The organism is Seongchinamella sediminis, from assembly GCF_003457605.1.
Classification (GTDB): domain Bacteria; phylum Pseudomonadota; class Gammaproteobacteria; order Pseudomonadales; family Halieaceae; genus Halioglobus; species Halioglobus sediminis.
The window spans coordinates 254,372-277,646 of the sequence record NZ_QRAN01000002.1 but is presented as its reverse complement, the minus strand read 5'-3'; the positions used below and the strand labels follow the sequence as shown (position 1 = coordinate 277,646).

Sequence of the window (23,275 nt, the reverse complement as noted above, 5' to 3'; positions counted from 1 at the left end):
AGGATGCCTACAGAATAAAGCGCGACAGATCCTCGTCGGCGCTCAGTGCTTCCAGTTGCTGATTGACGTAAGCGGCGTCCACGCGCAGCCGGTTGTCGGCGACACCGGCGTCGGCGGCGCTGAAAGAGGCGGTTTCCAGCAGGCGCTCCATCACCGTGTGCAGGCGGCGGGCGCCGATGTTCTCGGTCTTTTCGTTAACCTGCCAGGCGGTCTCGGCGATGCGCCGCAGGCCGTCCCCGGTAAACTCCACCTGCAGTCCCTCGGTGGCCAGCAGGGCCTGGTACTGCTCGGTCAGCGAGGCGTTGGGCTCGGTGAGAATGCGTTCGAAATCTTCCGGCCCCAGGGCGTTGAGCTCGACCCTGATCGGCAGGCGTCCCTGCAGCTCCGGGATCAGGTCCGAGGGCCTGGCCAGGTGGAAGGCGCCGGAGGCGATAAACAGGATATGGTCAGTCTTGATCATGCCGTGCTTGGTGGAGACGGTGGAGCCCTCGATCAGGGGCAACAGGTCCCGCTGCACACCCTCGCGGGAGACATCGGCGCCGGCGCCCTCGCTGCGCTTGGCCACCTTGTCCAGTTCATCGATAAACACGATACCGTTCTGCTCGGCCGCTTCCACTGCCTTTTGCTTGAGCTCGTCCTCGTTGACCATTTTTGCCGCCTCCTCGTCACAGAGAGCGGCAAAGGCGGCATTGACCGGCATTTTCTGGGTCTTGCGCTGGCCGCGGGACATGTTGGAAAACATGCTCTGCAGCTGGTTGGTCATCTCTTCCATCCCGGGCGGGGCCATGATCTCCATGCCCATGGATGGCGCGCTCACCTCGACCTCGATTTCCTTGTCGTCCAGGTCGCCCTCGCGGAGTTTCTTGCGCAACAGCTGGCGGGTGCTCTCGCCGGTGCTGCCCTCGCTGTCCCGCGCCGGCGGCAGCAGGATATCGAGGATGCGCTCCTCGGCCGCTTCCTCGGCGCGAAAGCGGACCCGCGCCATTTCCTGCTCGCGCAGCATCTTGATCGAGGTATCGACCAGGTCGCGGACAATGGACTCCACGTCCCGGCCCACATAGCCGACCTCGGTGAACTTGGTCGCCTCCACCTTGACGAAGGGCGCCGCCGCCAGTTTGGCCAGGCGGCGGGCGATCTCGGTCTTGCCGACCCCGGTGGGGCCGATCATGAGAATGTTCTTGGGGGTGATCTCCGCCCGCAACTCCTCGGGGAGCTGCATGCGACGCCAGCGGTTGCGCAGGGCAATAGCCACCGCGCGTTTGGCCTCGTCCTGGCCGATGATGTGTTTGTCCAGTTCCGAGACGATTTCCCGGGGAGTCATGTTCGACATGGATACAGCCTAAAAAGTCAGTTCTTCGATGGTGCGGTTATGGTTGGTGTAGATGCAGATATCGCCGGCGATGGACAGGCCTTTCTCGACCACGGTGCGAGCGTCTAGGTCAGTGTTGTCGAGCAGCGCGCGGGCGGCCGCCTGGGCAAAGGGACCGCCGGAACCAATGGCGATCAGGTTGTCTTCCGGCTCGATAACGTCGCCGTTACCGGTGATGATGAGCGAGGTTTCCTTGTCCGCCACTGCCAGCAGCGCTTCCAGCTGGCGCAGTGAGCGCTCGGTGCGCCAGGCCTTGGCCAGTTCCACGGCGGCTCTCACCAGGTGCCCCTGGTGCTTGTCCAGCTGGGCTTCGAACAGCTCGAACAGGGTAAATGCGTCGGCGGTGCCGCCGGCAAAGCCTGCAATGACCTGATCTTTGTGCAGGCGGCGGACTTTGCGCGCGTTGCCTTTCATTACGGTATTGCCCATGGAAACCTGGCCGTCGCCGCCGATAACCACGCTGTTGCCGCGGCGGACCGAGAGTATGGTGGTGCCTCTGTATTGTTCCACGGTGGGGGATCTCCTGTGTCGTCTGCTCGATATGGGGGTTGCTCGGCCGGTTTCAAGGGGACCACTCTTGCGAACCGGCCCGGACAGCGGGAATTGCCTTGCCGGGAACGAAAGAGCCACCCCGCAGACCGGCTGGTCGAAGCCGGTACCGAAATCACCCGCCGCGCTTAAGTAGCAGTGTGTCGATATTCTGCGCCGCCGTCATGCTGCGGGCCCTGGACATTTTCGCGCGGGAATCGAAGGGTCCGAGGTAAACCCGGAACCAGCGGCCGTTCTCGCCCGTGTTCTCCTCGATCGCCGGCTCCAGGCCCAGTAACAACAGCTCGGCCCGGCGCCGGTCGGCGTCTTCGCGCTGGCGGAAAGAGCCCGCCTGCAGCAGGTAGTATTCCCGCGCCCCGGGGCTGGCGGCGGGCCTGGCCGGTTCCGGGGGAGGCGCTTCATCTTCCAGGCTCTGCTCGGGCAGCATGGTATAGAAGTCGAAGCGCGGTTTGGGCGGCGCCGGTTCCTCGGCGGCCGGGCTGGCCTGGCCTGCGGTACCCGGGGCCTGGGCCGGCGGCAGGCTGCCGAGGTAGGCCAGGAAGCTGAGAAAAACGCCGGTGACCACGCCGGCGCCGTACCAGCGCCAGCCGCTGCTGCCCCGGGTCTGGGTAGTGCGGGCGCTGCTGCTGGTTTTCTTGCGCGCCGAGGGCGGCTTGCGGCCGCCGTGGCCTTTCTTGGCGTAGTCCCTGCCCATGGCTTACATCGACTCCGGAGCCGAGACGCCGAGCAGGTCCAGGCCGTTGCGAATGGTCTGGCGGACGGCCTCCGAGAGGGCCAGGCGGGCGTCGCGCAGGGGCTTGTCCTTCACCAGGGTCTTGTGGGCGTTGTACCAGGCGTGGAATTCGCCGGCCAGTTCCCGCAGGTAGTTGGCCACCATGTGCGGTTCGGACGCGGCGGCGGCGTTGGCCACCACTTCCGGGAACTGGTCCAGCCGGCGCAGCAGGGCTTTTTCGTGCTCTTCCTGCAGCTCGCCCAGGCTGTCGATGCCGCTGTCCGCGCTCCAGCTGGCGCCCTGTTCGGCGAGTTTGCGCATAATCGAGCACACCCGGGCGTGGGCGTACTGGATGTAGTACACCGGGTTGTCATTGCTCTGGGACAGGGCCAGGTCGATGTCGAAGGTCAGCTGGGAAGAGGGGCCGCGGGCTACCAGGAAATAGCGCGTGGCATCCCGACCCACCTCGTCGATCAGGTCGCGCAGGGTGACGTAGCTGCCGGCGCGCTTGGAGATTTTCACCTCTTCCCCGTCGCGCATCACGGTGACCATCTGGTGCAGCACGTAGTCGGGCCAGCCCTCGGGTATGTCCTGGTCCAGGGCCTGCAGTCCGGCCCGCACCCGGGTCACGGTGCTGTGGTGGTCCGCTCCCTGCTCATTGATCACCCGCTCGAAGCCGCGCTGCCACTTGTTGAGGTGATAGGCCACGTCCGGCAGGAAGTAGGTGTAGCCGCCATCGCTCTTGCGCATGACCCGGTCCTTGTCATCGCCAAAGTCGGTGGTCCTCAGCCACAGGGCGCCGTCCTGTTCGTAGGTGTGGCCGTTGGCCACCAGGCGTGCCACGGTATCCTCCACCGCGCCACTGTCGTACAGCGAGGACTCGAGGAAATACAGGTCGAAATGAACGGCGAAGGCTTTCAGGTCGAGGTCCTGTTCCCGTCTCAGGTAGGCCACCGCAAATTCGCGGATGGCCTCCAGGTCTTCGACATTGGCGGCGCCGGTGACATGCCGGTCCTCGGCGTCGATGATGTCGCCGGCCAGGTAGGACTTCGCCACCTCGCGGATATAGTCACCGCGGTAGCCGTCCTGGGGCCAGCCGGGGCTGCCGGGCTCGAGCCCCTGGCAGCGCGCCTGCACCGAGCGGGCCAGGTTGTCGATCTGGGCGCCGGCGTCGTTGTAATAGAATTCACTGGCCACATCCCAGCCGGTGGCAGCCAGCAGGCGGCAGATGCTGTCGCCCACGGCGGCGCCGCGGCCGTGCCCCACGTGCAGGGGGCCGGTGGGATTGGCGGAAACGAACTCCACCTGCACCCGGCGACCGGCGCCGGCGTCGCTGTGGCCAAAGCTGTCGCCCTGCTCCAGCACCGTGCGCACGATGGCCTGGTTGCTGCTGTCGCTGAGGAAGAAGTTGATGAAGCCGGGCCCGGCGATTTCAGTGCGGGCCACCAGCGTGGAGGCGGGCAGCGCGGCACAGATCAGCCCGGCCAGTTCCCGGGGGTTCGTTTTTGCCGCTTTGGCCAGGGTGAGGGCGATATTACTGGCCAGGTCGCCATGGCTTTTGTCCCGGGTGCGGTCGATCTGCACCCGGGGCTGGGTATCTGCGGGCAGGTGGCCTTGTGCCACCAGTGCATCCAGCGCCTGTTCTATCAGCTGGGTGATTGCTTGCTTCATCTGGGGAGAATTACCTGCGTTGTCTCGGGGGCCCGGCCTGGCCGGGTCGCGTGGGGCGTATTATCCCCGGATACACCGGCGATGGCCAGTTCAGGCGAGCGCCGGCGGGCCGACGCCGCCTCAGAACATGTCCTGGGGATCCACGTCCAGCGACCAGTTGAGGCCCTTGCCCGCCCGCAGCAGCTGGGCCTGCGCCACCAGCAGGCGGGCGGCCTGCTGGGCCTGCTGGCGCTGGTCGCAGTGCACCAGCAGCTGACTGCGAAAGCGTCCCGCCCGGCGCTGCATGGGGGCGGGCAGCGGGCCGATCAGGTCGATGCCCGGGGATAGCTGGCCCGCGCAGCGCTGGCGCAGGTCGCGCAAAAACTGGTCCCCGTACTCTGCATCCTGGCAGTCGGTGCGTACCAGCAGTAGCTGCCCCCGGGGCGGCAGGCGCGACTGTTCGCGAGCCTGCAGCATTGCCAGGGCCTGCTGGTGGTAGTCCAGGGACAGCATGGCCAGCAGGCCCGGATGGTCCGGGTGGTGGGTTTGCAGCAGCACGGTCCCGGCCGCCTCCGCTCGCCCTGCCCTGCCGGCCACCTGGGTGAGGAGCTGGGCGCAGCGTTCCTCGCCGCGGAAATCGGTGCTGAACAGCATGCCGTCCAGGTCCAGCACCCCGACCAGCGCCACCGCCGGAAAATGGTGACCCTTGGTCAGCATCTGGGTACCCAGGAGGATGCAGGGTTCGCCGCCGTTCACCTGCTCCACCAGCCCCTGCATGGACTCCCTGCCCTGCATGGAGTCACTGTCCACCCGGTAGACCGGTGCCGCCGGGAATCGCTGGCGCAGAAATTCTTCGGCCTTTTCAGTCCCCAGTCCCAGTGATAGTAACTGCTCACTCCGGCAGCTCGGGCAGTGACCCGGCAGGGGCTGGCTGGCGCCGCAGTGGTGACAGCGCAGGCGGCGCTGCCGGCGATGCAGGGTCAGCCTGGCATCGCAGGCCCGGCAATCGGCAACCCAGCCGCAGTCATGGCATTGCACGGTCGGGGCGTAGCCGCGCCGGTTGAGGAACAGGAGGACTTGCTGTCCCGCCGCCAGTGTCCCTGCCACCGCTCGCAGCAGCTCCGTGGAAAATCCGGCTTCCAGCGGCGCGCGGCGGATATCGATGGCCCGCAGCACGGGCAGTTCGCTGGCGCCGGCCCGTTGCCGCAGGCGCTGGTGGCTGTAACGGCCCCGCAGGGCGTTGTACAGGCTTTCCAGCGAGGGCGTGGCGCTACCGAGGACGACCGGGCACTGCTCCAGCTGGCCGCGCTTGACGGCCACGTCGCGGGCCGAGTAGCGAAAGCCGTCCTGCTGTTTATAGGAAGCGTCGTGTTCCTCGTCCACCACGATCAGGCCGGGCCGGGCCAGGGAAGTGAATACCGCCGAACGGGTGCCGATCACGATATGGGCGGCGCCCGATCTCGCCGCCTCCCAGGCCCGGTAGCGCTGGCGGTCGGAAAGGCCGGAGTGCAGCACGGCAATTTCGGCCTGGAAGCGGTCGCGAAAGCGGGACAGGGTCTGGGGGGTCAGGCCGATCTCCGGAATCAACACCAGCGCCTGGCGGCCCTGCTGCAGGCAGGTGGCGATCAGCTGCAGGTAAACTTCGGTTTTGCCACTGCCGGTGACCCCCTCCAGCAGGTGGCAGCTGAAGCCTGTGCCGGCGGCCAGAACCTGCTGCAGGGCCTCGGCCTGCTCCGGGTTCAGTTCCAGGCCGGCGGCAGCCCGGGCGGTAACCGGGGCGGCGCTGAGTTCGCAGCGCTCCGCCAGGCCTTTTTGCTCCAGCGCACGCAGGATGGCGGCGCCGATGCCGGCAGCCCTGAAGCCGGAATTGGCGAGCTGCCCCGAGTCCTGCAGCAGGCCCAGGGCCCGGGATTGTTTCGGTGAGCGCGCCAGGGCCCCGTGGGGCAGTCCCTTGCCGCGGGTGGTGAGCTGCCAGCCAGGTTCCACGTTGGCCCGGTGGTCCTCGCCCTTGCGCAGCGCCCGGGGAAAAGCCGCCTGGTAGACCTCCCCGGGCGGGTGCTGGTAATAACTGGCGGCCCAGGCGCACAGTGCCAGCATGGCAGGTGTCGGCAGCGGGCACGGGTCGAGTGCCCGCAGGGCCCGTTTCATTGCCTGCGGATCGACGTCGCTGTGCGCCACCTGCTCGACGAGATAGGCGACCATCTCCCGCCGGCCGAAAGGAACCAGGAAGCGGGTACCGGGCAGCCATTCACCGTCGGGCGTATCTTCCGGTGGCAGGTAGTCGAACAGGGTGCGCAGGGGGGTGGGAATGGCCAGTCGCAATACAGGCATGGGGCCCCTTGGGCGTGGTTACGGGAAAGGCGCAAGTGTAGCAACCAATGCCAGTGGCAGGCCACGCGCGGCGCCAGATCGGGCTGAAACCGGCGGCTTGAAGACGCTTGCCAATCCCGCTGTGTCTGGTAAGATGCGCGCCTATTTTTCCCTGGACCATGTTTGGCCGGGTCGATGCTGGCTGTCGATCGGGCCGGACGGCCGACTCCAGTAACCAGATGTGGTGCCCGGCAGGAGATCGGGTGGCGACATCAATGAAAGGAGCTATACCATGCAAGCAGAAATACATCCCAAGTACGAGGCAGTGACAGCAACCTGCAGTTGCGGCAACACCATTGAGACCCGCTCCACCCTGTGTAAGGATTTTCACGTGGACGTGTGTTCCCAGTGCCACCCGTTCTTCACAGGCAAGCAGAAGATCGTTGACTCCGGCGGCCGGGTAGACCGCTTCAAGCAGCGCTTCGGCAACCGCGGCAGCAAGCGCTAGGCACTGCATGCGGCCCGGCGTCGCGGCAATCCGGAAGCGCCAGTTCCGTTCAGGACTGGCGCTTTTTTTATGCCTGCTGGCAGCGGCTTGCTCCGGCGGGGAAGCCCCTGGCGCCGACCCCGGCCGGGGATCGCCGCCAGTCGCCGATTCCTGCCGGGCAGCCCCCGATACCCTGCAGCGGCGCGCGGTGACCGCGGTTGTCGATGGCGACACCCTGCGCCTCGCCGGCGGTGACAAGCTGCGCCTGGTGGGGGTGAACACCCGGGAAATCGGCCGCGATGGTCGCCCTGATGAGCCTCTGGCGCGGGCCGCCCGAACTGCCCTGGAGGAAATACTGGGCCCGGACGGCGCCGTGTGGCTGCGGGCGGCGGAGGACAGCCGCGATCGCTACGACCGCTTGCTTGCCTACGCCTTCGATGCCCGGGGCCACAGCGTGGCGCAGCAGCTGATCGCCCGTGGCCTGGGCTTTCACGTGGCGATCGCGCCCAACCTCGCCCTGGCGGACTGCCTCCGCGCGGCGGAGCACGCAGCCAGGGCGCAGGGCCTGGGTGTCTGGGCGGACCGGCCGCTGGCTATTGCCGAACTGCCGCCCGAAGCCGGCGGTTTTTACCTCATTCGCGACCGGGTGACCCGGGTCTCCTTCAAGGACAATGGCTGGTGGGTGCAGCTGGGAGGCAAGCTGGGGGTGAAAATAGGTGAGGACGACCAGGCGCGCTTTTCGCGCCGGCAATTGCAGGCCCTGGAAGGCGCCACGGTGGAAGTGCGCGGCTGGCTGGTGCCGATGCGCGGCGCCTGGTGGATGCTGAACCTGGACCACCCGAGCATGTTGCAGCCGCAGTCCGTGGCAGGCCAATGAGGGCGACGCTGGCCCGGCAGCCGGCCCTGCGGCGAGAAGCCCCTAAAAGATATCCCTGACCAGGTCGTCAGTGCCCTGGCTGCCGCCGGAGGCCGGGCTGTCTGCTCCCTGGCGCGGCACATACTCCTCACGGAAATACTCGAAAATCGCATTTTTCTGCCGCGAGCCCGCGAGCAGGCCGGTCTCCGGGTCGATGCGCACATTGACCACGCCCGGCGGCAGCGGCCGCTGCTGATCGGGACTGTCCGCCAGGGCGGTGCGCATGAAATCGATCCAGATGGGCAGGGCGGCGGTGCCGCCGAATTCGCGTCGGCCCAGGGGGGTGTAGCTGTCGAAGCCGACCCAGGTCGTGGTGACCACATCACGGTTATAGCCGGAGAACCAGGCATCCATGGGGCCGTTGGTGGTACCGGTTTTACCCGCCAGGTCCTTGCGTTCCAGAACCAGCGCCCGGCGCCCGGTGCCGCGGGTAATCACATCCTGGAGAATACTGTTGATGATGAAGTTGGCGCGCTCTTCCATCACCCGGGGTGCTGCCGGCAGCGCCTCAGCCGCCCGGGCTTGTGCCGCCAGGATTTCGTCCATGCTCAGTTCTTCGAGCTTGTCGCTGTCCGCCTCCTCATCGCAGTCCCTGCACACGGTGAGTGGCCGGGCTTGAAATATCACCTCCCGGTTAAGGTTTTCCACCCGCTCGATCAGGTAGGGTTCGACCCGGAAGCCGCCATTGGCAAGCATGGCGTAGCCGGTTGCGACGTCCAGCGGGCTCATGGCGTGGGTGCCCAGGGCGAGGGAGAGGTCGGGTGACATGTCCGCGGTGTCAAAGCCGTAGCGCGACACCGCTTCGATCAGCTCGCGGGTACCCAGCTGTTGCAGCAGGCGAATGGACACCAGGTTGCGGGACTTGGTCAGCGCCCAGCGCAGGCGGGTGGGCCCGTGGAATACGCCGCCATCGTTTTCCGGGCGCCAGATATCCTCCAGCGAGCTGTCTTCCATCACCACCGGCGCGTCATTGACGATACTGGCGGCGGTAAAGCCCGCTTCCAGTGCCGCGGCGTACAGGAAGGGCTTGAAGTTGGATCCCGGCTGGCGCATGGCCTGGGTTGCCCGGTTGAATTTGCTCAGCTCAAAGCCCATACCCCCGACCACGCTGATGATGGCGCCATTGTCCGGGTTGAGCGATACCAGCGCGCCCTGCGCTGCCGGTACCTGGGTGAGCTGCCAGCGTTCCTGCTCGTTGCGCACCAGGCGGATAAGGTCACCGGGCTGGAACAGGTCAGCGGGGCTCTCTGGCGGGCGGCCGCGGGAATTTTCGGTGATGTAGGGGCGAAGGTCTGCCATGCCGTCTTCCCACAGCAGTTCGTCGGCACTGCCATCCGCCAGGAGCAGCGTCACCCGGTCCGCCAGCACGGCCGTGACCACCGCGGGTTGCTGGCCGGCGATCTCCGGGATCTTGTCCAGCTTGTCTGCCCAGTAGGCGAGTGGGTCAACACCGTCGTCAGTCTCTGGCAGCGGCCAGCGCTGCTCCGGTCCCCGGTAACCGTGCCGGCTGTCGTAGGTCAGCAAGCCGTTGATCAGCGCTTCCCGCGCCAGCTGCTGCAGGTCGCTGCTGATGGTGGTGTACACGTGATAGCCGTCGTTATAGGCCCCCATGCCGTAGCGGTCCAGCATCGCCTGGCGGGTCATTTCGGCGGCGTAGTGGGCGGCGAAGGAAATCTGCGCACCGTGGAGCTCGGCGGTCACTGGCTCCGCCAGTACCTGCTGGTAAGCCGCCGGGGTGATGTAGCCCAGCGCCAGCATCCGGCTGGCAATCCAGTTGCGCCGTTCCATGCCGGCCCGGGGACCGCTGACCGGGTTATTGCGCGAAGGCGCCTTGGGAATGCCCGCCAGCATGGCATGCTGCGCCAGGCTGAGTTCATCGATGCCCTTGCCGTAGTAAACCTGGGCCGCGGCCTCGAAGCCGTAGGCCCGGTGTCCCAGGAACACCCGGTTGAAATAAAGCTCGAAAATTTCCTCTTTTTCCAGCGCCCGCTCGATCTCTATCGCCAGCAGGATTTCGTTGAACTTGCGCATGAAGGTGCGCTCCAGGCTGAGGAAATAATTGCGCGCCACCTGCATGGTCAGGGTGCTGCCCCCCGAGCCCTTCTCGCCGGTGAGCACCAGCTCCGACACCGCCCGCGCCAGGCCCATGACGTCAATGCCCCGGTGCTGGAAGAAGCTGTCGTCTTCCGCCGCCAGCAGGGCCTTGACGAACTGCTCCGGAATGTCCTCAAAGGGTAGCGGGCTGCGCTTCTGTTCACCGAACTGGCCGATCAGGTCTCCCTCGCGGGTGTAGACGCGCATTGGCGTTTGCAGCTTGACGTCCCGCAGGGTCTCCACATCGGGAAGGTTGGGACTGAGGTAAAGGTAGACGCCTGCGACCAGCCAGAGGCCGGCAAACAGCCCTAAAATTGCCGATCGAAAAAGAAAGTGGAGAAAGCTCATTTAATCTCTTTACAAAACAGTGGCTTGTATTACTGTAGGAACAAGGGGCGGGTACTCGTTTGGTAATTATATGCCTTTTTTGGTTTGGATATATATCAGACTGTGATGTACCTTCTAATTAATGTATCGGTGCATAAAAACATCCTAAGTTAATGATACTGATAGGGAAAAAAGTTGCTTGGTCTAATAGGGAAAAGAAAGGCGACACCGGTTCTGGGGCTTGATATCAGTTCGACGACAGTGAAACTGCTGGAGTTGAGCTACTCAGGGGATCGTTACCGCGTGGAAAGTTACGCGGTGAGTTCGTTGCCGCAGGACGCGGTTATCGAAAAGAATGTCAATGACGTGGAGGGCGTTGCCAATGCCATCCGCAGCGTCGTTGCCCAGTCCAGGACCAAACTCAAAACAGCTGCAGCGGCGGTCGCCGGCTCGTCGGTTATCACCAAGATGATCGATATGCCCAGCGGCCTCAACGAGGATGACCTGGAGACCCAGCTGACGCTGGAAGCCGACCAGTACATTCCCTACCCGCTGGAAGAGGTTGCCATCGACTTCGAGATCCAGGGGCCCTCGCCAGAGGCGTCCGGGCAGGTCGAAGTGCTGCTGGCGGCCTGCCGGCGGGAGACCATCGATGCCCGGGTAGAGGCCATCGAGGGCGCCGAGATGGAAGCCAGGATCATGGACGTGGAAGCCTACGCCATGGAGCGGGCGTTCTCGCTGATCCAGGACCAGCTCGACCTCGATGAGGATTCGACCGTTGCGGTGGTGGATATCGGCGCCACCATGACCACCCTCAGCGTGCTCAACAGCGGGCAGACCATTTACACCCGCGAGCAGCTGTTTGGCGGCAAGCAGTTGACCGACGAGATCATGCGCCGCTATGGCCTGCCGCTGGAAGAGGCCGGGTTGGCCAAGAAGCAGGGGGGCCTGCCAGACGATTACGAGCCGGAAGTACTGGAGCCCTTCAAGGACGCCGTGGTGCAGCAGGTGGCTCGCTCCCTGCAGTTCTTCTTCTCCTCCAGTCAATACAACGATGTGGACTGTATTATTCTCGCCGGCGGTGTCGGCTCCATGGAGGGGCTGCCCGACCTGGTGCAGGAAAAGCTTGGCACCCCCACCACGGTGGCGAACCCTTTCGCCAATATGTCCATTTCGTCCAGGGTCAACGCCGTTGCCCTCTCCAGTGACGCCCCGGCCATGATGATTGCCTGCGGCCTGGCAATGCGGAGTTTTGACTGATGGCTAAGATTAATTTACTTCCGTGGAGAGAAGAGCGGCGCCAGGAACAGAAAAAGGAATTCCTGATAACAACCGCGCTGGTGGCCCTGCTCAGTGCCGGCCTGGTGTTGCTCGGGGACCGGGTCGTCAACGGCCAGATCGAGTACCAGAAATCGCGCAACAGCTACCTCACCGAGAACATTCGTGAGCTGGACAAGAAAGTGGCGGAGATCCGCGAACTGCAGAAGCGGCGCAACCAGTTGATCGAGCGGATGCGGGTGATCCAGGAACTGCAGGGTAACCGGCCGATTATTGTCCGCATCATGGACCAGATTGTCCGCACCATTCCGGACGGGGTGTTTTATTCCAACGTGTCCAGCAAGAGCCGCAAAATCACCATTAACGGCATCGCCGAGTCCAATAACCGGGTATCCAGCCTGATGCGCCGGCTCGACGCCTCGGACTGGCTGGCCAACCCGAACCTGGACAAGGTGAATGCGGCCTCACAATACGGCGACCAGGCGACCACGTTCAACCTGACGGTGAACGTCGAATTGCCCAAGCCCGAAGACCAGCAGGGAGGACAGTGATCCATGGCATTTGAAGATACCATGCGCTCCCTGCGCGAATTTGATGTCAACGACCTGGATTTTGACACCGTCGGCAGCTGGCCGCTGCCGATCAAACTGTTTATCTGGATCGTGGTTCTCGGCGGCGTTCTCGCCTTCGGTTACTACTACCACATCGAGGACCTGCAGATTCAGCTGGAGGGCGAGCGCAAGAAAGAGGAACAGTTGAAGCAGGAGTTCGAGAAAAAGGCCTTCCAGGCGGCAAACCTCGACGCCTATCGCCAGCAGATGAAGGAAATGGAAGAGTCCTTCGGCGCCCTTGTCAGCCAGCTACCCAGCGATACCGAGGTGCCGGGGCTGCTGGAGGATATCACCAACAAGGGACTGCTCAATGGCCTGAACATCGCCAGCATCGACCTGCTGCCGGAACAGGCGAAGGAGTTTTACATCGAGTTGCCGATATCAATCGTGGCCTCCGGTTCCTACCATGATCTGGGCGCCTTTATCAGCGGTATGGCGGCACTGCCGAGGATTGTGACCCTGCACGACTTCAATATTGCGGCGCCGGGTGGGGACGCCAATAACCTGCAGCTGCGTATCACCGCCAAGACCTACCGCTACCGGGATGACGAGGTATGAGTATGAAGCGACTGAGCCATATCGCCGCCCTGCTTACACTTCCGCTTGCCCTGGTCGCCTGCGGCAGCCGCGATTTCGCCGACCTCGACGCCTTTATGGCGGAGAAGCTGGCACGCCCCGGCGGCATTATCGCCCCGATCCCGACCTTCAAGGCCTATGAGGCCTTCGCCTACAGCGCGACCACCTTGCGCAGCCCCTTTGAGCGGCCGATCGAGGTGCGCGACATTGCCCAGCTGCAGGCCGTCAGCGCGATCAAGCCCGACGAGAACCGGGCCAAGGAGTTCCTGGAACAGTTTACCTTCGACTCGCTGGTCATGGTGGGTACGCTGGACAGGGGCGACAACAGCTGGACCCTGATTCGCGACCCCCAGGGTGGGGTGCACCGGGTCTCGGTGGGCAATTATCTCGGCCGTCATCACGGCAAGATTGTTGAAACCGCCGAGACTTACGTTGCCGTGGTTGAGATCGTCAGCGACGGCAGCGAGGACGGTTGGGTAGAGCGTCCGCGTACAATTAAATTATCCGGCTTGTAAGCCGAGGCCATGGGTGATTGCCATGTCATTTAAAAAACAACTGTTGGGGAACAAGGCCGTGGGGAAAGGAAAGTTGAATCTGGGGAAATGGATACGCCCTGTCGCCGGGCTGGCGCTGGGGGCCTGGGCTTTTGCCGCCCAGGCGGCACCGACCATTACCGATATCGAGTTCAGTTCGCGACCGGGCAGCAAGTTCGAGGTGCGGCTGGATTTCAATGAGACCCCCCCGGACCTGAAAGCCTATACCATCGAAAAGCCCGCCCGTATCGCCGTGGACTTCCCCGGGACCACCAGTAGCCTGGACCGCAAGCGCTACTCCCTGCCCTACGGTAACGCCACCGGGGTGGTGGTACTGGAATCCGGCGACCGCACCCGCATGGTGCTCAACCTGGTCAAGCTGGTGCCCTACGAGACCCGGGTCGATGGCAACAGTCTGTTTTTGATCGTCGGCCAGGACGGCAGCGATTACATCAAGCCGACCACCGATCCCAACCGCCTTAAAACCGAAATCGAGGAAGTGGCGGATGTTAGTTCGGAAATCACTGACCTGCAGTTCCAGCGTACCGGCGAGGGCGAGGGCCGGCTGACCCTGGAGCTCACCGACCCCTCGGTGGACGTCAACGTGTTCAGCGAGGCCGGTGATATCAAGGTCCAGTTTATCGACACCACGGTGCCCGAGCGCCTGATGCGCCGCTATGACGTGACCGATTTCGCCACCCCCGTGGACAGCGTGGACGTCAACACCACCGAGCGCGGTGCAACCCTGACCATGAAGACCAGCGGTGAATTCGACTACCTGGCCTACCAGACCAACAACCAGTACGTGCTGAGCGTCAAGCCCCTGAGCGCCAAGGAAGTGGAAGAGCGGCGCAACGAGTTCTCCTACGTCGGCGACCGCATCTCGCTCAACTTCCAGGACATCGAAGTGCGGGCAGTACTGCAGCTGATCGCCGACTTTACCGAACTCAACCTGGTGGCCAGTGACACCGTATCCGGGCGCATTACCCTGCGCCTGCAGAACGTGCCCTGGGACCAGGCGCTGGAGCTGGTGCTGAAGACCAAGGGCCTGGACAAGCGCCAGGTGGGTAATGTGCTGATGGTGGCGCCGGCGGCTGAAATTGCCGAGCGCGAGCGCCAGGAAATCGAGGCCAACAAGCAGATTGCCGAACTGGCACCGTTGCAGTCGGAGTTTGTTCGCATCCGCTACGCCAGCGCCCAGCAGATTGTCGGCCTGTTCCAGGCCGGATCAGAGGAGGGCGGCAGCCTGATTTCCGAGCGCGGCTCGGTGGTGGTGGACCAGCGCACCAATTCCCTGATTATTACCGACACCGCCGCCAAACTGGCGGAGATCCGCGAGCTGATCGAGCAGGTGGATATCCCGGTGCGCCAGGTGATGATCGAGTCCCGTATCGTTATCGCCCAGTCTGACCTGACCCATAACCTGGGTATCGAGTGGGGCGGCGGCTATATCGACGACGTCAACGGCAACATCCTGTCCGTCTCGGGGGATGCCGCCAATGTGGTGGGTATCAATAACTCGATTATCAGCGGCGAAACACCCTCGGTGAGTTACCCCGGTGCCCTGCTGGTTGATCTCGGTGTGGCGAGCACCAGTGGCTTCGCCCTCGGCTTCACCAGCGATGACCTGTTCCTGACCGCCGAGCTGTCGGCGCTGGAAGCTGCCGGCGAAGGCGAGGTAGTGTCCCAGCCCAAGGTCATTACCGGCGACAAGCAGCAGGCGACTATCAAGTCGGGTACCGAAATTCCCTACCAGGAGGCGGCGGCCTCCGGCGCCACCTCCACCTCGTTCAAGGAAGCGGTGCTGGAACTGGACGTGACTCCCAACATCACGCCGGACGACCGGGTGATGCTGGATCTCAACGTCAAACAGGATTCGGTCGGTGACCTGGTGCCCAGTGGCCAGGGCGGCTTTATCCCCTCCATTGACACCACTGAGCTCACTACCCAGGTGCTGGTGGGCAACGGCGAGACTGTGGTCCTTGGCGGGGTGTTCAAGACTGAAGATATCGAAACCATCAACAAGGTGCCGTTCTTCGGTGACATACCCTACGTGGGCGCCTTCTTCCGCAGCGAAACCCGCAACAACACCAAGACTGAGACCCTGATCTTCATCACTCCGCGGATTCTGGCAGACACACTGCTCGACTAATGCCCGCACTGCACCGCGTTTTCCTTGTCGGCCCCATGGGGGCCGGCAAGACCACCATTGGCAAGTACCTGGCCGATCACCTGAAACTGGAATTCGCCGACACCGATGCGGAAATCGAGTCCCGTACCGGTGCCGATATTCCATGGATTTTCGACGTGGAAGGTGAGGAAGGTTTCCGCGACCGGGAGCAGCAGGTGGTGGAGGAAATGAGCCTGTGGGACAACGTGGTGCTGGCCACGGGCGGCGGCGTGGTGCTCAGGCCGGAAAACCGTCGCGCCCTGGGCGGCAGGGGCTTTGTCATCTACCTGTATGCCACGGTGGATGAGCAGGTCCGGCGCACCCGCCGGGACCGCAAGCGGCCGCTGCTGCAGGACGGCGACCCGGAACAGACCCTGCGCCGGCTGATGGCAATTCGCGACCCGCTGTACCGGGAGATCGCCGACCATATCATCGAGACCGACGGCTGCAGCCCGCGCACCGTCGCCCAGCGCCTGGTCCGCGAACTCAGCGACTGACGACAGGGGCTGTTACGGGCGGTATCATAGCGCTCCCCGTGGACTGGAGAGCGCCATCGTGTCACTACTCATGCACACCCTGCATGTCGAGCTGGGAGAACGCAGCTACCCCATTTATATCGGCCGGGACCTGTTGCAGGACGGCAGCCTGCTGGCTAGCCACGTGGCTGGCAGCCAGGTGGTGCTGGTCAGCAATGAAACCATTGCGCCCTTGTACATGGATCGATTGCGCGTCGCCCTTGGTGAGCGCTCACTGGTGACGGAAGTGATCCTCCCGGATGGTGAGGAGCACAAGAACCTGCAGGTGCTGACGGAGATATTCGACCGGGTGATGCAGGACCGGCACAGCCGCAACACCACCATGATCGCCCTTGGCGGCGGTGTGGTCGGCGACATCACCGGTTTTGCCGCCGCCAGCTACCAGCGCGGGGTCAATTTTATTCAGGTTCCCACCACCCTGCTGTCGCAGGTGGACTCCTCGGTCGGCGGCAAGACCGCGGTCAACCACCCCCTGGGCAAAAACATGATTGGCGCTTTTTACCAGCCCCGGGCCGTGCTGATTGATATCAACACCCTGCACAGCCTGCCGGCGCGGGAATACGCGGCAGGGCTGGCGGAGGTCATCAAGTATGGCCTGATCCGCGATGAGCCCTTTTACCGCTGGCTGCAGCAGCAAATGCCGCGGCTGCTGGCCCGGGACGAGGCCGTGCTGGCGGAGGCGATCGAGCGCAGCTGCGCCTGCAAGGCCGAGGTGGTGGCCGCCGATGAGCGCGAGGGCGGGCTGCGGGCCATTCTCAACCTGGGGCATACCTTTGGTCATGCGATCGAGACCGCCCAGGGCTACGGCAACTGGCTGCACGGGGAAGCGGTGGCCACGGGCATGTTGCTGGCCATGCAACTCTCCGTGCAGCGCGGCTGGGTGGAGGCCGGCGAGGAAATCGCCTTGCGGCAGCTGTTGCTCGCCGCCGGCCTGCCGGTGAGCCCGCCTGAAGATATGTCACCGGCGCAGTTTATTGACCTGATGGGACGGGACAAGAAAGTGGTCGATGGCCGCCTGCGGCTGGTGCTGCTGCACGCGCTGGGTGCGGCCTGCATTGTCGATGACGTCAGCGAGTCAGAGCTGCTGGCCTTGCTGGGCTAGCCCGCCGGCAGGCTGTTCGGCGCCTCAAAGCCCGTTTGTCGCATCCGGGGCATGCGTGTAAAATAGCCTCCCCCTTTTGCCCCAGCCATGCTTGCAGGGTTGGGTCTCCGGTGTAACTGTTTGTTTTTACTTGATATTCTGGACTGACTATGAGCGCAGGCCTGTTTAGACCTGAAGAATTCCGCGACAACTGCGGGTTCGGACTGATTGCCCACACTTCCGGTGAAGCCAGCCATCGCCTGCTGCAAACCGCGATTGAGTCCCTGACCTGCATGACCCATCGCGGCGGTATTGCCGCCGATGGCAAGACCGGTGACGGCTGTGGCCTGCTGATGCAAATGCCCGCGTCCTTTGTCCGCACCTTGGCCAGTGAGTGTTTCGGTGTCGACCTGGACGGCGCCTTTGCCGTCGGCCAGATTTTCCTCAGTCGGGATGAGGCCGCTGCCCGGGCTGCGCGGGAGGCCACGGAGGCCGCTCTCACCGGCCAGGGCCTGAAAGTGCTGGGCTGGCGCACCGTGCCCACCGATGATTCGGTGTGTGGCGAAATCGCCCTGCAACAGTTGCCCTTGATCGAGCAGGTCTTTGTCGATGCCGCCGGCTGCGACGATACCCAGCTGTCCACCAGGCTGTTCGTGGCCCGGCGCAAGGCGGAAATGGCCTGCGAGGGCGATGAAGACTACTATATCTGCAGCCTGTCCGGGCGGGTGATTTCCTACAAGGGCCTGGTCATGCCGGTAGACCTGCCGCGGTTTTACCTGGATCTGGCCGATGAGCGCCTGGAAACCGCAATCTGCGTGTTTCACCAGCGCTTCTCTACCAACACCATGCCGCGCTGGCCGCTGGCGCAGCCGTTCCGCCTGCTGGCCCACAACGGTGAGATCAACACCATTGAGGGTAACCGCAACTGGGCTGACGCCCGGACACCGCGTTTCCAAAGCGAACTGCTGCCGAACATCGAGGAAATAGCCCCACTGGTGAACCGCACCGGCTCCGATTCTTCCAGCCTGGACAATATGCTGGACATGTTGCTGACCGGCGGCGTGGATATGGCCCGGGCGCTGCGCATGCTGATTCCCCCGGCGTGGCAGAACATGGAATTGATGGACCCGGACCTCAAGGCCTTCTACGAGTACCACTCCATGCACATGGAGCCCTGGGACGGCCCTGCTGGAATCGTCCTCACCGATGGGCGCTACGCGGTGTGCCTGCTGGACCGCAACGGCCTGCGCCCGGCGCGCTGGGTGAAGACCAAGGACGGCTTTATCACCCTCGCCTCGGAAATCGGCACCTACGATTACCGGCCCGAGGACGTGGTCGCCAAGGGCCGGGTCGGCCCCGGGCAGATGATCATGGTCGACACCCACACCGGCGAGCTGCTGCAAACCGAAGAAATCGACCAGCGGCTCAAGTCGCGCCAGCCCTACAAGCGCTGGCTGAAGGAAAAGGCCCAGCGCATCGAGGGCACCTTTGGCAGTGAGATGATCTCCGGGATCGAGCGCGAGCAGCTCGACACCTACATGAAGATGTTCCAGGTCAGCTTTGAGGAGCGGGACCAGGTGTTGCGGCCGCTGGCCGAATCCGGCAACGAGGCGGTGGGCTCCATGGGGGACGATACGCCCATGGCGGTGCTGTCGCGCCGGGAGCGTTCGCTGTACGACTACTTCCGGCAGAAATTCGCCCAGGTGACCAACCCCCCCATCGACCCGCTGCGGGAAACCATTGTGATGTCGCTGGAGACGGACCTGGGCGGCGAGAAGAACCTGTTCCACGAGGGCCCCGAGCATGCCGACCGGGTCATCCTCTCTTCGCCGGTGCTGTCCCAGGGCAAATTCACCACGCTGATGCAGCTGGATCGCCCGGGCTTCAAGGTGCAGAAGATAGACTGTACATATTCGCCCGGGGAAACCGGGCTGAAAGAGGGCATCGCCGCGGTTAACGCCGCTGCCGAGCAGGCAGTGAAGGACGGTGCCACCGTACTGGTGCTGTCCGACCGCGAGATCGATAACGACAAGCTGCCGATCCACAGTCTGCTGGCCACCGGCGCAGTACACCATTACCTGATCCGCCAGGGCCTGCGCGCGGACGCCAATATCGTGGTGGAGACGGCCAGCGCCAGGGATTCACACCAGATCGCCTGCCTGCTGGGTTTTGGCGCCACCGCCATCTATCCCTACCTGGCCTACAGTGTGCTGGAGGAGTTGATCCGCTGCGGCGAGGTGCTCGGAGAACCCAGCATCTGCTACAAGAATTACCGCAAGGGCATCAACAAGGGCCTGCTGAAAATTATGTCCAAGATGGGCATTTCCGCAGTCAGCTCCTACCGTGGCGCCCAGTTGTTCGAGGCGGTGGGACTGTCCCGCGAAGTCGTCGATACCGCGTTCTGCGGCGTGGCTTCACGGATAGAGGGCAGCGGCTTCGCCGAGCTGGAACGGGAGCAGCAGCTGCTGGCGGTGCGGGCGTGGAACGCACGCAAGGGCATCGAGCAGGGCGGCCTGCTCAAGTATGTCCACGGCCAGGAGTATCACGCCTTCAACCCGGACGTGGTGATGACCCTGCAACAGGCGGTGGCGAGTGGCGACTACGCCGATTACCAGCGCTATGCGGAACTGGTCAACAAGCGCCCGGTGGCGACCCTGCGGGACCTGCTCAGGCCGGTAGAGAGTGACAGTGCCATAGCCCTGGACGAGGTGGAACCGGTAGCGAGTATCCTGCCGCGCTTCGATTCCGCGGGCATGTCCCTGGGGGCGCTGAGTCCCGAGGCGCACGAGGCGCTGGCCGCGGCCATGAACCGCATGGGCGCGCGCTCCAACTCGGGCGAGGGCGGGGAAGATCCGGAGCGTTACGGCACCGAGCGCATGTCCAAGATCAAGCAGATCGCCTCCGGCCGCTTCGGCGTGACGCCGCATTACCTGGTTAACGCCGAGGTCTTGCAGATCAAGGTGGCCCAGGGCGCCAAGCCCGGTGAGGGCGGCCAGTTGCCGGGCGGCAAGGTCAACGACCTGATCGCGCGGCTGCGCTATTCGGTCCCCGGGGTGACCCTGATTTCGCCGCCGCCGCACCACGACATCTACTCCATCGAGGACCTGGCGCAGCTGATCTTTGACCTCAAGCAGGTCAACCCCAGCGCCCTGGTATCGGTGAAACTGGTGTCCGAGCCGGGTGTTGGCACCATTGCCGCCGGTGTCGCCAAGGCCTACGCCGACCTGATTACCATTTCCGGTTACGACGGCGGCACTGCCGCCAGCCCGCTGACCTCGATCCGCTACGCCGGCTCACCGTTCGAACTGGGTCTGGCCGAGGTGCAGCAGACCCTGCGTGGCAACAGCCTGCGCGGCAACATCCGGCTGCAGGCCGACGGCGGTCTCAAGACCGGTCTCGATGTGATCAAGGCCGCGATCCTGGGTGCCGAGAGCTTTGGTTTCGGCACCGCACCGATGGTGGCCCTGGGTTGTAAGTACCTGCGGATTTGCCACCTCAACAACTGTGCCACCGGTGTCGCCACCCAGCACGAACGGCTGCGCGAGGACCATTTCAATGGCACCGTCGAGATGGTGGTCAATTTCTTCACCTTTATCGCCATGGAAACCCGCGAGTGGCTGGCGAAGCTGGGGGTAAGGTCGCTGGAGGAACTCATCGGGCGCACCGACCTGCTGGAAGTGCTGCCGGGTGATACCGACAAGCAGGCCCGCCTGGACCTGGCCCCCATCCTGTACAAGGACGAGGCGTACCGGGACCAGCCCGAGTTCTGCCAGGTGGCAGCGAATGAGCCCTTCGACAAGGGTGAGAAGGCGGAGGAAATGGTCGCCGCCACCCTGTCTGCGATCGAATCCCGCAGCGGCGGCGAGTTCAGCTTTACCGTGTGCAACTGTGACCGTTCCATCGGCGCCCGCTTGTCAGGTGAAATCGCCCGCCGGTACGGCAATGCGGGCATGGACGACAGCCCGCTGGTGCTGCGCCTGACCGGCACCGCCGGCCAGAGCTTCGGCGTGTGGAACGCGGGCGGCTTGCACATGTACCTCGAGGGAGATTCCAACGATTACGTCGGCAAGGGCATGGCTGGCGGCAAGCTGGTGATCTATCCCCCACGCGGCAGCGAATTCAAGTCCCAGGAGACCACCATTATCGGCAACACCTGCCTGTACGGCGCGACCGGCGGCCGACTGCATGCGGCGGGTGTCGCGGGTGAGCGCTTTGCGGTGCGTAACTCCGGTGCCCATGCGGTTGTCGAGGGCGCGGGCGACCACTGCTGCGAATACATGACCGGCGGCAACGTCACCGTGCTTGGTCCCACCGGCGTCAACTTCGGCGCCGGCATGACCGGCGGCTTCGCCTACGTGCTGGACATGGATCGTACCTTTATCGACAAGTACAACAGCGAACTGGTGGAGATCCACCGGGTGAGCTCGGAGTACATGGAAGCCTACCGTAACCACCTGCGCAGTAACATCCGCGAATTCGTCGAAGAAACCGGTTCCGAGTGGGGCGCCTACCTGCTGGAAAACTTCGTCGACTACGTGGGCAAATTCTGGCTGGTTAAACCCAAGGCAGCGGAATTCGACCGCCTGCTGTCACGTTTGCGCAACACCGACTGACGCGCGGACAGGAGAAGTTATGAGTAATCGCCTGGCAAACAACTTTCAATTCATTGATGTCGGACGCAATGACCCCGACAAAAAGCCGTTGCAGACCCGCAGGACGGACTATGTGGAAATCTACAAGCCGTTTACCAAGAGTCAGGTGGCGGAACAGTCCCACCGCTGCCTGGAGTGCGGTAACCCCTATTGCGAATGGAAGTGCCCGGTGCACAACTTCATTCCCAACTGGCTCAAGCTGGTGTCCGAGGGCAACCTGTTCGAGGCGGCGGAGCTCAGTCACGAAACCAATACCCTGCCGGAGGTTTGTGGCCGGGTGTGCCCGCAGGACCGCCTGTGTGAAGGCGCCTGCACCCTCAACGATGGCTTCGGCGCGGTAACCATCGGCTCCTCGGAAAAATATATTACCGACACTGCGCTGGCCATGGGCTGGCGCCCGGACCTGTCTCACGTGGTCGCCACTGACAGGAAAGTGGCGATTATCGGTGCCGGACCGGCGGGCCTGGGCTGTGCCGATATTCTCACTCGCAACGGGGTCAAGGCTGTCGTCTTCGACCGCTATCCCGAGATCGGCGGCCTGCTGACCTTCGGTATTCCCGAATTCAAGCTGGAGAAGCAGGTCATGACCCGGCGCCGGGAGGTGTTCGAGGGCATGGGTATCGAGTTCCGGCTCAACACCGAGGTCGGTCGCGATATCCAGATCAGCGAGCTGATGGAGCAGTACGACGCCGTGTTCCTGGGCATGGGCACCTACACCTACATGAAAGGCAATTTCCCGGGAGAGGACCTGCCCGGTGTGTACGAGGCGCTGCCCTACCTGGTGGGTAACGTGAACCACAACCTGGGCTTCGAGCAGGAGCCGGAGGCGTACGTCAACCTCAGGGGCAAGCGGGTGATCGTGCTGGGTGGCGGTGATACCGCCATGGACTGTGTGCGCACGGCAGTGCGCCAGGGCGCGGAGCAGGTGATCTGCGCCTATCGCCGGGACGAGGAAAACATGCCCGGTTCCCGCCGGGAAGTGAAAAATGCCCGGGAAGAGGGCGTGGAATTCCTGTTCAATCGCCAGCCCATCGAGGTAGTGGAATATTTCGGCCAGGCCTGTGGCATCAAGGTCGTGGAAACTGAACTCGGGGAGCCGGATGCCGACGGTCGCCGTCGCCCGCAGCCGATTCCCGGTAGCGAGGAAGTGCTGGAGGCTGACGCCGTTATCGTCGCCTTCGGCTTCCAGCCGAGCCCGCCGGACTGGCTGGGGGACGTTGCCGTGCAGACCAACGACTGGCAGGGCGTGGTGGCGGAAGAGGAGCAGACTTACCGGTTCCAGACCAGCAACCCGAAAATTTTTGCCGGTGGTGACATGGTGCGTGGATCCGACCTGGTGGTTACCGCCATCTGGGAGGGGCGCCAGGCCGCCGAGGGAATTCTGGATTACCTGGGCGTATAAGCGCGAGCAGCAAGCCGCGCCC

The 23,275-nt window shown here is 63.8% G+C and carries 17 protein-coding genes; 11 read left to right on the top strand and 6 right to left on the bottom strand.

The genetic code is table 11. The features are described 5' to 3' along the window. Positions 1 to 7 precede the first annotated feature (7 nt). From hslU to DWB85_RS02770, 5 genes are all read right to left on the bottom strand, one after another. Positions 8 to 1,330, bottom strand: coding sequence for an ATP-dependent protease ATPase subunit HslU (hslU, locus tag DWB85_RS02790; RefSeq protein WP_117952673.1), 1,323 nt, complete (start codon positions 1,328 to 1,330; stop codon positions 8 to 10). Positions 1,331 to 1,339: 9 nt separating this feature from the next. Continuing rightward, positions 1,340 to 1,879 (bottom strand): ATP-dependent protease subunit HslV, encoded by a 540-nt coding sequence (gene hslV, locus DWB85_RS02785; RefSeq protein WP_117952672.1) that lies wholly within the window; start codon positions 1,877 to 1,879, stop codon positions 1,340 to 1,342. 154 nt (positions 1,880 to 2,033) lie between these two features. Next, positions 2,034 to 2,612 (bottom strand): SPOR domain-containing protein, encoded by a 579-nt coding sequence (locus DWB85_RS02780; protein ID WP_117952671.1) that lies wholly within the window; start codon positions 2,610 to 2,612, stop codon positions 2,034 to 2,036. Between the two features lie 3 nt (positions 2,613 to 2,615). Next, a complete protein-coding gene (argS, locus tag DWB85_RS02775) occupies positions 2,616 to 4,301 on the bottom strand; it encodes an arginine--tRNA ligase (RefSeq protein ID WP_117952670.1) in 1,686 nt (561 codons plus the stop codon). Positions 4,302 to 4,421: 120 nt separating this feature from the next. Then, positions 4,422 to 6,611, bottom strand: a complete 2,190-nt coding sequence (locus tag DWB85_RS02770) for a primosomal protein N' (RefSeq protein ID WP_117952669.1) — start codon at positions 6,609 to 6,611, stop codon at positions 4,422 to 4,424. Between the two features lie 271 nt (positions 6,612 to 6,882). Between DWB85_RS02770 and rpmE the strand changes: the two genes are divergently transcribed. Together rpmE and DWB85_RS02760 are read left to right on the top strand one after the other, a co-directional pair. Next, positions 6,883 to 7,098, top strand: coding sequence for a 50S ribosomal protein L31 (gene rpmE / locus DWB85_RS02765; RefSeq protein WP_117952668.1), 216 nt, complete (start codon positions 6,883 to 6,885; stop codon positions 7,096 to 7,098). A gap of 7 nt (positions 7,099 to 7,105) precedes the next feature. Then, positions 7,106 to 7,954: a thermonuclease family protein gene (locus tag DWB85_RS02760; RefSeq protein WP_117952667.1), complete on the top strand. Its 849-nt coding sequence runs from the start codon at positions 7,106 to 7,108 to the stop codon at positions 7,952 to 7,954. Between the two features lie 42 nt (positions 7,955 to 7,996). On the opposite strand, the gene DWB85_RS02755 is transcribed toward DWB85_RS02760, so the two are convergent. After that, complete coding sequence (locus tag DWB85_RS02755) at positions 7,997 to 10,435, bottom strand: penicillin-binding protein 1A (RefSeq protein WP_117952666.1); 2,439 nt, start codon at positions 10,433 to 10,435, stop codon at positions 7,997 to 7,999. Between the two features lie 174 nt (positions 10,436 to 10,609). On the opposite strand from DWB85_RS02755, the gene DWB85_RS02750 reads away from it, so the two are divergent. From DWB85_RS02750 to DWB85_RS02710, 9 genes are all read left to right on the top strand, one after another. Next, positions 10,610 to 11,674 carry a pilus assembly protein PilM gene (locus DWB85_RS02750; protein ID WP_117952665.1) on the top strand — a complete coding sequence of 355 codons (1,065 nt, stop codon included), beginning with the start codon at positions 10,610 to 10,612 and terminating at the stop codon, positions 11,672 to 11,674. Further along, positions 11,674 to 12,243, top strand: coding sequence for a PilN domain-containing protein (locus tag DWB85_RS02745; RefSeq protein WP_117952664.1), 570 nt, complete (start codon positions 11,674 to 11,676; stop codon positions 12,241 to 12,243). Before DWB85_RS02750 ends, DWB85_RS02745 begins: the two co-directional genes overlap by 1 nt. Positions 12,244 to 12,246: 3 nt before the next feature. After that, positions 12,247 to 12,861: a type IV pilus inner membrane component PilO gene (locus DWB85_RS02740; RefSeq protein WP_117952663.1), complete on the top strand. Its 615-nt coding sequence runs from the start codon at positions 12,247 to 12,249 to the stop codon at positions 12,859 to 12,861. Continuing rightward, a complete protein-coding gene (locus DWB85_RS02735) occupies positions 12,858 to 13,394 on the top strand; it encodes a pilus assembly protein PilP (RefSeq protein WP_117952662.1) in 537 nt (178 codons plus the stop codon). The genes DWB85_RS02740 and DWB85_RS02735 overlap by 4 nt, the downstream gene beginning before the upstream one ends. A gap of 22 nt (positions 13,395 to 13,416) precedes the next feature. Next, positions 13,417 to 15,564, top strand: a complete 2,148-nt coding sequence (locus DWB85_RS02730; RefSeq protein ID WP_420820247.1) for a type IV pilus secretin PilQ — start codon at positions 13,417 to 13,419, stop codon at positions 15,562 to 15,564. Beyond that, positions 15,564 to 16,079: a shikimate kinase AroK gene (gene aroK, locus DWB85_RS02725; protein WP_117952661.1), complete on the top strand. Its 516-nt coding sequence runs from the start codon at positions 15,564 to 15,566 to the stop codon at positions 16,077 to 16,079. Before DWB85_RS02730 ends, aroK begins: the two co-directional genes overlap by 1 nt. Before the next feature lie 70 nt (positions 16,080 to 16,149). Next, a complete protein-coding gene (gene aroB / locus DWB85_RS02720; protein ID WP_117952660.1) occupies positions 16,150 to 17,220 on the top strand; it encodes a 3-dehydroquinate synthase in 1,071 nt (356 codons plus the stop codon). 149 nt (positions 17,221 to 17,369) lie between these two features. Continuing rightward, on the top strand, positions 17,370 to 21,812 hold the full coding sequence (gene gltB / locus DWB85_RS02715) for a glutamate synthase large subunit (RefSeq protein ID WP_117952659.1): 4,443 nt from the start codon (positions 17,370 to 17,372) through the stop codon (positions 21,810 to 21,812). A 19-nt stretch (positions 21,813 to 21,831) separates the two neighbouring features. Then, complete coding sequence (locus tag DWB85_RS02710; protein ID WP_117952658.1) at positions 21,832 to 23,253, top strand: FAD-dependent oxidoreductase; 1,422 nt, start codon at positions 21,832 to 21,834, stop codon at positions 23,251 to 23,253. Positions 23,254 to 23,275 lie beyond the last annotated feature (22 nt).